Source organism: Rhodothermaceae bacterium (assembly GCA_009838195.1).
GTDB lineage: Bacteria > Bacteroidota > Rhodothermia > Rhodothermales > Bin80 > Bin80.
Genome location: VXSC01000047.1, coordinates 77,348 through 90,508 on the forward strand (window position 1 = coordinate 77,348; position 13,161 = coordinate 90,508).

At 48.7% G+C, this 13,161-nt stretch carries 5 protein-coding genes; 3 read left to right on the forward strand and 2 right to left on the reverse strand.

Features of this window, described 5'->3' with window-relative positions:
• Nucleotides 1-2: 2 nt before the first annotated feature.
• The 3 genes from F4Y64_10840 (at nucleotide 3) to F4Y64_10850 (ending at nucleotide 8,117) form a co-directional block, all read left to right on the forward strand.
• The gene (locus F4Y64_10840) at nucleotides 3-4,919 is read left to right on the forward strand and encodes a DEAD/DEAH box helicase (GenBank protein ID MXX98095.1); all 4,917 of its coding nucleotides are present in this window, start codon (nucleotides 3-5) and stop codon (nucleotides 4,917-4,919) included.
• 200 nt (nucleotides 4,920-5,119) lie between these two features.
• Nucleotides 5,120-5,848 carry an NYN domain-containing protein gene (locus tag F4Y64_10845; GenBank protein ID MXX98096.1) on the forward strand — a complete coding sequence of 243 codons (729 nt, stop codon included), beginning with the start codon at nucleotides 5,120-5,122 and terminating at the stop codon, nucleotides 5,846-5,848.
• Complete coding sequence (locus tag F4Y64_10850; protein ID MXX98097.1) at nucleotides 5,838-8,117, forward strand: hypothetical protein; 2,280 nt, start codon at nucleotides 5,838-5,840, stop codon at nucleotides 8,115-8,117. Before F4Y64_10845 ends, F4Y64_10850 begins: the two co-directional genes overlap by 11 nt.
• Before the next feature lie 54 nt (nucleotides 8,118-8,171).
• On the opposite strand, the gene F4Y64_10855 is transcribed toward F4Y64_10850, so the two are convergent.
• Both F4Y64_10855 and F4Y64_10860 read right to left on the reverse strand, forming a co-directional pair.
• Nucleotides 8,172-10,130 carry a tetratricopeptide repeat protein gene (locus F4Y64_10855; GenBank protein ID MXX98098.1) on the reverse strand — a complete coding sequence of 653 codons (1,959 nt, stop codon included), beginning with the start codon at nucleotides 10,128-10,130 and terminating at the stop codon, nucleotides 8,172-8,174.
• The gene (locus F4Y64_10860) at nucleotides 10,130-13,054 is read right to left on the reverse strand and encodes a T9SS type A sorting domain-containing protein (protein MXX98099.1); all 2,925 of its coding nucleotides are present in this window, start codon (nucleotides 13,052-13,054) and stop codon (nucleotides 10,130-10,132) included. The genes F4Y64_10855 and F4Y64_10860 overlap by 1 nt, the downstream gene beginning before the upstream one ends.
• Nucleotides 13,055-13,161 lie beyond the last annotated feature (107 nt).

The following is a 13,161-nucleotide window of genomic DNA, read 5'->3' on the forward strand; positions in this document are numbered from 1 at the left end:
CAATGCCGCGAGATATTGCCCCCCTACTTCTTCGTGACCGTCTGCGCAAAACACTCGTGCGCTACATTGCCACCGCGGTTCCGGTTTCAACCACCCGTGCCCCCGAACTCGCCCGTGCTGTCAGAGAAGCACTGGAAGATTCTTCGCTTGAACTGACGAAGGGACCTTTTCTGGAGAGTCTTCCCGACTTCCGCAAAAAGGGATCTATCCAGGAACTGATGGATTCGGGCATACTGACGGATCATTGGCATGCCCTCCAGAAACCTGACTCTGAATGGCTACTTACACGTTCCCTCCATGAACATCAGGAGCAAGCAATTCGGCAATCCACCACTAACAGGAATTTTATTGTGGCTACAGGGACGGGGTCCGGCAAGACAGAATGCTTCTTGCTACCCATTGTAGATCGTCTATTGCGCGAGGAGAAGCTAACAGAGCCCGGGGTCCGAGCAGTAATTATATATCCTCTCAACGCCCTCGCGAATGATCAGTTGTATTTTCGCCTCGCTCCGCTGTTGTTGCGGCAATTGGGAGACCCCGGGATTACTTTCGGTCGTTTCACTGGCCAAGTCCGATCAAGTGCGAACAGACGTGAGGAAGAGTTACGCCTTCTTGACAACGTAGCCCTTAGGCATGCTTTGGGACTAGATACGTCGGTTTCAAGTCTTCCGAAATCTTGGCTTCTGTCACGCTCGGAGATGCTGGAGACACCTCCCCATATTCTGATCACGAATTATGCAATGCTGGAGCATCTCCTGCTCCTACCACGTAACGCTCCACTCTTCCATAATGCTCGCCTGCAGTTTATCGTATTGGACGAAATTCACACCTATGCAGGAGCACAAGCGATTGAGGTGGCCTTCCTATTGCGTAAGTTGAAGGTTTATCTCGGCTTAGAAGCTGGTACCATTCAGGCTATCGGTACCAGTGCCAGTCTCAATGTCGATGACTTGCAAGAATTGGCCAAGTTCGCGTCAGATCTATTCGGGGAAGAATTTGATGCAAAGTGTGATCTGATTACGGGTGAACGGAAGATCCATCCAAATCTACTATCAGACATCCCCGAAATACAACTCGGTCCAGAAAAATGGATTGAAGTCGGTAATGTTGTATCCGAAATGCTTTCGGACAACGCCCAATCTATTGAGGAATGGAACGAGAACTGCGAATGTTGCGATGGAATTGAGGAACTCCTCCACCTTGATGGCCATGACCTTAAGGGGGCCCTTAATACTCGCCTTGCAGAAATTTCTGAGGTTAGATCCGTCGCTCACGAACTTACTGATGGACTACGAGACTTTGAGAGCCTCGCCAACACAACCTTCCCTAACAGTTCCTCCAAGACTCGCAATAGAGCCCTTCGATCCCTTATCTCTGCCGTGGTTTTCGCACGGCCAGACAATTCAGAATTTCCGATCCTCCCAGCCCGTTATCACTTGGCAGTCACCGGAATTGACGGTGGTGTGGTACGTCTTGATTCTGAATCTAAGGAGGGTTGGTCTGATTTTCGTCCGAAGAAGTCCCATAGCGACAAGAGTGGTGTGCCGTATTTTGGTGTTCTCCCATGCCGTAACTGTGGAGAGCCCTACTTGGAAGGGTGGTACGTTAGGGGAAGAATATTTGGAAAACCTGTCCCAGGGGCTAAACGTGCCATTTTTCGTATTGCCGCATTGGGAGATATTACAGCCTTTGAGATGGGTGTCGGGGAGGAAGAGACAGTAGATGAGGACGAAGAACGTCTATATGTCAATCCCCAAACGGGTATTGCCGAATCTACATTTACACCCGATGGTGTCCAGATTATAATGCACAGACTGCGGGAAGACGAGGATGAAAAGCGGCTTTATCTACATGCATGCGTCGTGTGCGGCAACCGAGAACGGCGTTTCCCAGAGCCCATCACTACTTTGCATCCTGGGGATGATGCCCTCGCTGCCGTTGCGACTCAGGTTCTATTTGAGGCACTGCCCAATCAGGAAGATAGTGAAACGCCGAAACCGCTGGGAGGCCGAAAGCTACTGGCCTTTTCTGATAATCGACAGGACGCCGCATTCTTCGCTCCTTTCTTCCAACGTACAAGTCTGAACGTAACGCTGCGGACATGTATTGTACAAGCGGTTCGAGAAGCCAATGATGGAGGCGGACTCCCCCTACGGCAAGTTCGTAATAAAGTCTGGTGGCTCCTGAATGACGGTGGACAAATTGCATACAAAGTATATCATCAATTAATCAACACGAGCGATAAGGACGCCAAGGACATCCTATTTGCACAAATTATTGCAGAGTTTTTTGTTCTTGGCCAGATAAGGACATCCTTGGAGGGATTGGGTATAGCACTGGTGGAGTACGACCAGTCAAGTCTAGATAGGTTAGCAGAGGCCATTCGTTCGACCGCAGGGAATTTGAGCCACGTGGAAGCAAGAGTTTTTGCAGAACTCACGCTTGATCGGATCCGCCATGAAAGGTTGATCGCTGATCCAAACGATGAACTTGATCTTTCTGACGAAGCGATTTGGGGGCCCTTCAAAAAACAGAAGAACAGATGTATAAATTTACAACGGAATTCCTCGAAGCAAGATCGCCATATCTTCGGGCTCCTTCCCAGAGGGGCTGCTGATAACCGTTCTACATGGATATTAGAATATAGGCTGAATCTATCACGAGATCAGGCGTTCCAAGTCTTAGAAAAATTCTGGCAGTGTGCCCGAGAAGAGTCGCTCCTCATCCGGGCCAACCATAGAGGATACGGCCTCAACCTAGAAAAACTTCGGATTATCAATGGCATAGACCTCCGATTCTACGAGTGTGACAAATGTGGAACACGTACGTATCGATCTGTACGAAAAATATGCCCATCTTGGAGATGTGATGGTAGGCTGAACGAACTATGCCCTGAAATTCGAAGCGATCTGATCAAGGAAAATCATTATGCTCACATGTACTTGCGGGAAGCCAACCGAATCGGTTGGGGACAGAACGCGATTGCCAGGGAACACAGCGCGGCGATTGGTGGACAACTTCGTGAGACAATTGAGGAGGACTTCCGAACGGGAAAAGTCAATCTGCTCAGTTGCACGACTACGCTGGAACTTGGGGTAGATCTGGGAGATTTGGAGGCCACTATTTGTAAGAACATGCCTCCAGGCATTACCAACTATCAGCAACGCACAGGTCGGGCGGGCCGCCGTGCTCAAGCCGCACCGGTAGCGTTAACGATTGCACGAAACACCAACTATGATCAAGCATGCTTCGGAAGATTTAACGGGTATCTTTCAGATCGCCCTGCAGTTCCCTATATAGCTCTGGAAAATGCTAACTTTTTTCGGCGCCATCAAATCTCCATAGTTCTTGCCCATTTCTTCCGTAATAAGGTAATCAAGGAAGGGATGGGAGCCCCTCAGTTGAAGGATCTCCTAGGTGATTTTCTATCCCAGGAAGATGTCGAAGATTTCATGGATACCTTCCTGAAATGGCTAGAAAGCGATGAGGGAACCCAAGCACAGGAGCTAGCCTGTGATCTTATTTCTACCCTACCGGCTAAATTCCGCCACATTGGACTCCAGCACGAAAAACTATCTGAACACTTGCGAAAAGAATTGAAACGGTTTGTTTACGATATTGCATCCCGATGGCAGTTGCTACAAGAACGTCGCTTGGAGGCACGAGAAATTAACCGTGATGACATTGCATCTATAATGCAACGACAACAAGATAATCTACTAAACCAGTTCCTTGTCAACGCACTATCCAGATCAGCAATCATACCGACCTACAGCTTCCCCGTGCATAGCTGCAGGCTTGAGATCGTCAAGGGACGATATCAGCGTCCTACACGATTTGGGAACCTAGACGCAGATCTTCAGCTAGACCGGACGGCTGCACTCGCCATCTCCGAATATGCTCCTGAGGCAGAGATTGTGGCAGGCGGAAAAATCTGGACCAGCAGTGGAATCGTTCGATATCCTAAAGCCTTTATGCCAATCCTTGTGTATAGGATCTGCAAGCGATGTTTACATGTTGAAATTAAGGACGACCGCAAAGCTCTTGACGATAGCTGCTCGCAATGCGACACTCCTTATAAGAATTCTTTTTCCGAAATAAGGAAGTTCATTGAGCCCAGGGGCTTTCTTACATCATACAGCGAACGACACGGCAAAGACCCTGGTGCAACCCGATTAAGACCGCGTTCCGCGGACGAAGCTCGGCTTATAACACGTGCATCACCACAACGATATGTAGAAACGGATTTGGTAGGAGTCCGAACTTTTTTCGCTCCCGCCTTCCCCATGGACGGCAACAAAGACCTTAGGGGACGCATGTTTATCGTGAATCGAGGAACTCATGGCGGTGGATTTCTTCGGTGTAATAAATGTGAGTTTAGCATGCCGGCTCCCCAAGATGCAAGATTTGGAAAAATTGTGAGCGAAAAACACAATAACCCCCGTACCGGGTATCCCTGTCCAGTTGAGGACTTGCAGAGTCCGGTTGACTTGGGCCATATCTTCGAGACGGATGTACGTGCCTTTTGTTTTGACATGCCCATTCCGCTTACCGATGATGACTCTGGGGAGTCCAATGAGAAGGACTTCCTTAGAACACTTGCTGAAGCGCTCAGGCGTGCTGCTGTCCGAAAACTTCAGATTGATACTCGCGACCTAGTAGCCACTTTTCAGTGGGACCAAGGTAATCCAGTGGTGATTCTGTACGATTCCGTGCCGGGGGGAGCGGGTTATGCTCAACGTCTTGGGAATGGGACTTTTGCAATAACCAAACTAGTTCAGGAAGCACTTGGGGTGCTTGAATGCTGGGCAGAATGTGCCAGTTCGTGCGTTAGATGTCTAAACGACTACAGCAATCAGACACACTGGGATAAATTTGACCGCCATCTTGTTCTTCCTTGGATGCAAGATCTTTTTTGATAAAACTCTGTCCTCGGGGCTACCGGAGTTGTTGCCACCTCCTCCTTTTTCCCACCTCGATTTACCGATTTTCCGTCCTCACCTAAGGTAAGGATTCAAATGAAGAGGCAACACCTCACAGCGACATGGAATCGCACTTCATATCTCACGAACCATTGTATTAAATACGCCGTTCCAACAGAAAGAATGGTTTATTATACATGATTCTCCTTATCGACTACGATAACCTTCCGAGAAGTTTAATGGAAGCAAATTTGCGCCAAGTTATGGAAATACTACTGGCCAAAGTTGACCTTTCAGCTCGGGCTCCCATTAACAGAATTTCCAGTCGATTATATGGAGGTTGGCTAAAAGGAAAATCGTTGTCATTCAAGGCTAGGCAACTGCTTGAGCAAATTAATGACTATTTCCCTTTAGCCCTTTCAACAACAGATCATGGCAAAGTAATCGTAGTTACCGAATTGGCACGATCGCTCGCGCGTGACCCTCAACATGATTTTACACACACATTCAGATTACGCTCTAAACCAGAGTTTAGAGTGAAACTCTTCCCGCTTAGAGACTGTGTAGAACCGTTGAATTGTAGGATTAAAGAGGTAAATTCTTTCGTTTACAATAATCTTTGCCCAAGAGCGAATTGTAATGTAACACCTGAAGCAGCATTCTATAAAGCAGAGCAGAAGCTAGTTGACTCCATGATCGTAGTTGATCTGGTACATTACGCAATTCATCATCAGGAACACATAGTGTTGGTATCTGGCGATGATGACATGTGGCCAGGTATCCGGTATGCCTTGCTACAAGATGCTATGATCACGCATGTTATTCCAAAGCGCCCGCGCTACGGGAAAAACCCCTACAGGAAACTATCCACTCAAAATTATACCCCCATAACATTGTACCAAGAGACTGAAACTGATGTTATTTGACAACTTCAAACGTATCGTTACAACTTTTGCTGACGAGGACAGCGAGATGGCGTGGGATGGAGACGGGACCCTTTTGTTGGGGATTCGCGGAATAGAGGTTGTAGCAAAGATCATGCAAACACCAAATGGAATTCAAGTTGAACATGACGATGTTTTATGGAATGCAGAGCAGTGGATTTGGTCATACCTCGCTAAGCTTGATCGACTAGCAGATCGAATCACCCGTTCTGTTTCCCCTCCCGATCACTATGTATCTCCGAGTGGTAAACTGCTAGATTGGGAAAATCAACCTGAGAAGGAATTTTCTGACGCAAAACAGGAACTTCAAAAAAGGTTTAGTCAACATCCGGTTGACATGACATTAATATATTTTTTGACTTCTGATGCAGGGGAAGGAAAAACCTCATTGATTGAAAAAATCTCTGTCGACCAAGCTGAAGCATTCAAAAGAAAGGATACCCAAACGCTCGTCCTACCGGTTTCTCTTGGCGGGCGTCCATTCTTACGCTTGGACGACGCGGTTATTGCATCGCTTTCAAATCGGTTCCGATTCCCCTTCCTTTACTATGACTCGTTCATTGAACTTGTTAAAATGGGAGTAATCATCCCGGCGTTTGACGGTTATGAAGAGATGCTTGCAGAAACCAAATCAGGTGAAGCTATTTCGGCAATTGGTGACCTAGTCGATCAATTGTCTTCTAACGGAACCTTACTTGTTGCAGCTAGAAAAGCATATTTTGATTCTTCCTTTAGTTCTCAATCCAAATTACTTGACTCAGTTCGCCGAGAACAAAAGGTAGACGTTTGCCGAATCGCTCTGGATCGCTGGAGTCGTGAAGTATTTCTCAAATATGCGAAAAAACGGAATGTCCCAACTCCTCCTCAAGAACTACATGGTAAAGTAGCACGCAAGCTTAAGAATGATAAGCATCCAGTCCTTACTAGGGCGGTCCTTGTTCGAAGACTCATTGATGTTGTCACAGAGGAGGGTGATCTTGATAAATTTCTACAACGACTAGGCCAATCACCGACTGATTATTTTTTCGACTTTGTTGAGGGTATTGTTGAACGAGAGGCCCGCGAAAAATGGATTGATACTTCCGGTACAAAAAAGTCATCCTTACTCACTAAGGATGAGCATCACGAATTACTTTCGCAAATTGCTTTTGAAATGTGGGTCAACGGGGTTGAGACTATTGGCCTTGACGTCGTTCGACTTGTCGTTCAAATTTTTGTAGAAGAAAAGAACTTGACACCCGCTATCCTACGACAAATAAACAACCGCATCAATCATCATTCTCTCCTGCGCCTCGATGATTCCGCAGGTTCCATCAAGCGAATACGGTTTGATCACGAAGACTTTCGGGCATTCTATTTGGGACAGGCCTTAGCTCGAGCATTAGATTCAAGGGATGAGTCAAATGCAAGACTGATTCTTGATGCTCATCAGTTATCCAATCCGGTGACTAACGAAACTGCCCGCTATCTTACATCTTTGGATACTTCGGTCCTGGGATCAAAAAAGGTGATTGAATACCTTCATCACTTGGCAGGAGGCCAACAACCTGTTTCCTACATTCGGGAAAACTGCGGTACGTTGATGCTGGAATTAGCGGAGCGCACAGCAATCACTCATTCGATCACTGGCGTAAATTTCCCGGAAAATGCCTTAGAGCAACGGAAAATAAAAAATCTGAATGTGTCGAATTCTTTATTTAATTCAACCAGCCTTTCAAATTCCAATATCCTCAACTGCACCTTTGAAAACTGTCGCTTCGTGGAATTGGCGCTTAATGGTAAGCACAACCTAGATGGGACAGTTTTTGATGACGAATGTTCGTTCGACTCCGTATCCGTTGGCAACGATTTCGATGGGGAATACAGGAAATTCTTCAACCCGAATAAGGTAAAAGCCGTCCTCAAGAACCATGGATTTATCCTTGGGTCTCAGCAGAATTCCATCTCTGAACATTCTGATCTCACGAAGATGGACAAGAATATGAAAATCGCCCTGCGTTTTATTCGAATGTTCGCCCGCTCAACTGTCGTTGCAGAAAATACTGTGCGTACACGACTCGGTACGCAACATGGTGTTTTTTTTAACAACATCCTATCGAAACTTCAGAAAGCTGACCTTATCGAGCCTATCTCAAGTCCCGGCAACAGGCGCAGATACCGCCTAATAGTGCCATTGTCTGAGATAGACGAACTAGTTGAAAACTCGGGGAGCACATTTGAGCAGTTTATTGCGAATGCATCGAACCATTGAATTGATTCTCTTCTTGACAGCCTGATCAGTACTGCATAATTCAATAAACTCGTACTATTGGTTCTGCAGTTGAGAGCCACTGTCCAATAAGCGCTGCAGAGCAAGTCCCGACTCGTGCGTTGGATCTAACTCCAATAGTGTCTGCACCGCCCTGCTCGCACCGGTCCAGTTCCCTCGAAGTACATGATTGCGAGCTAACTGCAATTGGAATTCCGGAACCTCCGGCTCCAAAAATACCGCCCGCTCAAAGTGCTCCTCTGCGAGCTCTAATTGCCTCTTGCGCTGGTGTAGAACACCCAAACGGAAATGTATACTGCCGGACTCTTCGAGGTCATTGGCAGCACCATAGTAGTCCACTGCTTCATCTAGACGCCCCTGTGCCGCAAGCACATCCGCCGCATAAGCATATGGCAAAGCCAGGTAAGGATACTCCTGGAGCAATGCAAGACTCGCCTTTAGGGCGAGATGGTATGAACCCTGTTCAACATAATGTGCCCGCAACCGCTCCGTAGCAGCAAACCATGTCAGTTCCCCATCATCCAGCTGGTGTGCAAGTTCCTCCGCTGTGGAAGCAGCCTGCATGGTATCCGGGACTACGTCCAGATCCGCATCCAACGGTTGGAAAGGCCAGGAACTCAGAAGTTTCTGCAAGCGCAACTGCCCAAAAATAGAATCAACCTGGGTGAAAAGTACTTCTGAACGAGCAACCTCCCTGGGTACATAGTTCAATCGCTGACCACCGATCCGAGACTCATATACCGCATCGTAAAACGCATCCGCAACCACAAAATACCCCTCCAGATTCGGATGCAGATGCTCCAGCATCAGATCGGATCCTATAATATTCTCATTTGCCTGCTCCCGTAGAGAACCCTGGGTGTCAACAAGTATCGCTCCGGCACCTGCAGCCTCCTCCCTGATGATCTGATTCACCTCTTCTGTCGCTCGAAACCGCAGTTGATCCAAATCTTTCGCCATAATGTATGCTTGGCGAGCCTGAGCATAGTCTCCCTGCATATCCGTCAGCGTCCCCAGGGCGAACCATGATTGTGCAGCCATTGAGTCCAGTGCGACGACCTTGCGCATCCGCTCAATAGATACGGGCAGGGATTCGGAACGCAGCGCCTCCTCATAGGCTCGTTCCCATTGGTCTGGATCAACAGAAGCCATCAATCCACTTTGGAACGGAGGATGAGTGCGTTCATTACTGGCTACCGTACCAATAAATACCGGTATGCCATGCCTCTGGTACTTACCCAAGATACCGCGCAGGTTTCCCCTGAACTGTCGCATCCCAGCCTGATACGTATCTGAGCCCAGTTCAATCTCCTGCCGTTGAACCATTCGTTCCATCAGGGTCGATGAACCCTCCCGGTTCCGGCTTACCACTTGTACAGCCTGACTCAACGCACTTCGAATCAACTGAAGTGTGCGCCATGACTGAAGTCGGAGATACAGATTCACTACCTGGCGGTAACGTCCCAGGGATTGTGACGAGCCTACACCGAGTGCCCCATAGAATTCATTATGGCCGGCGTAGATCAGGACCGCATCTGGAGACTGGTCAAGAATTTCATTCACCTGATCCAGGATCGTGTAGGAATTGATTGCTGCCATCGCGACGTTGACCAATTCCACCCTGCGCTCCGGCCAAGTCTGCTGAAGGCGCTGCTCCAGCATGCGCGAGAAACTGCCCCCATAGTAGTACGGATAACCAGCAGCACTGGAGCCCCCCTGAACAAAGATTCGCAGTGTAGTGCTGTCTCTATCTGCACGAAAGACATCATGCAACCCGGTTGGAACCCGGACTTCCTGATTGAAATAACGATGGGCAACTTCACGGTTCATGACAAGGTAGTCCGGAGCAGCCTCCACCGGCACAAACAGAGGGTAGTCCTCGCCAAAACCAATGATCCGAAGCCCGCCCTCAACCAGTACAAAAAAGAGTACTGGGATACTCCACATCAGCACGTAATACACCCACTTCCTTTCTATGCTGTCTCTTTGAGACATCAGCGGATCAGGGCAACAGAGAGTGCTACCGGGCCGGATTTTCCTGTCATTCGGACAGTATACAAGCCGCTTGAGAGCCCTCCGGCCTCAAAGGTGATCGAATGGATTCCCGCAGACATGTCATCATTTACGAGTGTGGATACTCGGCGCCCAAGCACATCATAGACCTCAATCTGAATCTTCTGAGGTTGATCCAAACTGAACTCCAGCGTCATCTGGTCCCGGAACGGATTCGGATAACTACTCCTCAAGGAGTACTCCGGCGGTGCCGGGGTTGGAGAAGCAATCCCCACCGTAATCAGCCCTGATGCGGGTGGGGGAAGTCTCTTGGACGTATAGATATGAAACTCGCCCGGCTGGAGCTCTGGGGGTATGCCACCGGTTACATTCAGCGAATCTCCAGAATAGTAGTCATACCAGTAGACTGGAGGCGTGGAGAGCCTCACGGAGTTCGCTGCAGGCAAAACCCCAAAATTCCCGATGATGACTGCCTGCATGTCCGTCGCGTCATGACGGAGGTGAATGCGTTTTACCGACCCGGATAATTGCATGGACACCTCTGTTTCGGTGCTGCGGAAGATTGGGTTTTCCCGCCTGATTTGAAGAAGAGCCGACCATGCATCGTATAGGCGTTTTCGCAGAGGATCGTCGTAGTAATTCCAACGGATTGGCTTTCTGCCTGTGCGACTTGGTGCAAACGGGGGGCAATTTCCTGGCTCCAGACACTCTTCCCCTCGCATACCATACCCATACCCCAGTTCTCCAAACTGCCACAGCATTCGAGGACCTGGAAGCAAAAAATGAAATGCTCCAGCCATTTTTAGACGATCCAGTGCGATTGGCAGATGCCGGACATTGTATGTGCCTTGATTAGCAGGCAGCGATGGTGAGCAGGTGTCCCCGCCCTGCGGTGAGCGCTCACATGCGCCATAACTGCGCATCTTGTACATCATCCACTGCTCATCATGACTCTCCATGTATACAACGACATGCGGTAGATCCCAATCTCTGCCTCCATCTCCGTAATAGGCACGTTCAAAATTGCTGTTCGGTCCCTGATTATACCCCATGAGGGCTTCCCCAAACTGATGGGTCACATTACTCCACACCATCATTCCAGGGTACCCGCGATCTATACCGTATCGGGCCAATTCTCGTTCTTCACGCTCCCGTGTCCAGTGCTCCAGAATAATGTGTGCCCGGGGATTCACTGCCCACATGGCGTCAGCCATTCGTTTAATCAAGCGGATGCGGGATGGATCATAACTATCCCACGCAGCCCAATCAGATCCAGTATCACGCTGTGTGAAGCCCTTGGACAAATCAAAGCGAAATCCGTCTACCTTGAATTCTGTCAACCAGTATGCATTCACGCGATCCAACCAGTACTGGGTATAGAGATCCTCATGATTTAGGTCGAAAAACACATTGTACGCATGTGTGGGAGGGATATTAATCCAAGGGTTTGTATCCGAAGTACCGTAAAGTAGGACCAGAGGGGAAGGCAAATCCACATGGTTGTAAACCACATCCAGGAATACGGCAATCCCACGCGCGTGGGCAGCGTCAACAAATCGTTTCAGATCTTCTGCCGGGCCATAGTACTTGTCAGGTGCAAAGAAAAAATTGGGCTGATAACCCCAATTCACATTTCCCCCAAACTCAGCGACTGGCATCAACTCAATCGCATTAATGCCAAGCCGCTCCAAGTATCCTAACGTATCTGTCAGTGTTGCCCAATCATGTGCATGCAGAAAATCCCGAAGAAGAAGTTCGTAGATCACCAGCTCTTCGGGGGGTGGAGGGGTAAAATCCGTTACTTTCCAGGGATAAGGAGACTGCCCGGTCTGCAGGACGGACACAGGGCCCTGTGTCTGTCCGTGAGGGTATGATTTCAGGTTCGGGTATGTGCTCGCGGAAATAGACGCATCGTGAACTGGATCAAGAATCAGCGTCGAAAACATATCCGCAAAGCGCAACTCGCCATCCGCCACGTACTGGTAGCCGATCTCTTGACCGGGTGGCAGGTTTTCGATCGGTAGCCACCAGTGCACACTGTCAGGGCGAGGGGCATCCCGATACATCAGCCCTGTATCTACGACCTGCCAATCATTAAAGTCGCCGATCGCATGCATGAAGCACTTACCTGGCGCAAACACAGAAAGCGTAGCCTTGGATGGGTCGGAAGGATCATAGTTTACACCATCCTCAACGTTAGCCGGGCGGGGACGATCAACCACTTCGGGGGGTATGATCCCAACGGAATCGGTCACAGTATTCCCGGCAGCGTCAACGGCGGTAATGGTGAATTGCAGGTCACACAACGCCGAGCTGCTTAGGGGATAATTGAAAATTCCATCATTATAGAAGGGAAGTCCATCAAATTCATCGCCATTGACTCCGACGGTCAAGCTGGTGATTTCGGTTGAAGAAAAGATCCCCGCACTAATCGCAGTGACGGCTCCATCATTATTCCGGTGCCGAGCCATTTGAAAAACCATTGGATCCGTAACATCAATGATGGAATTATTGTGTTCGTTTGGATTGACCTGATCATTCAATGGATCTGTGATCCATGCATTGTTACTGCCCGAATCATTGAAATGCACATGCACTTTGTACTGGTACGAGCGACCTACCTGCAGCGAATGTGTATACAGCCATTGCCCAAGTTCACTATCGTAGGACATCAAGGAGGGCGCACTAACTGCGATACGCCCACCATCGTTGGGGCCCCAGCCGTTAAACTCACCCGGCAAAAACGCCCGCACAACGCTGTGATCTGGAATCCAACGGAATGTCACATCCAAGGACTGTCCATGACTCAAGCCATGAGCAGCTGCCAATAGCAAAAAGACTAGTGTTATCTTGCGGATTGATCCGATTGTAGTCACGGTTCCAAATAAAATGAGGTTTTGGGGCATAGCCGAACAATTATTCAGCCGCTACCCCAAAACCTCACGCCCGCTACGCGCGCAACGGACAATTCAAAGTCCTATTAAGTTTTGCTTCTCGTGGAAGCAAGTTTAAC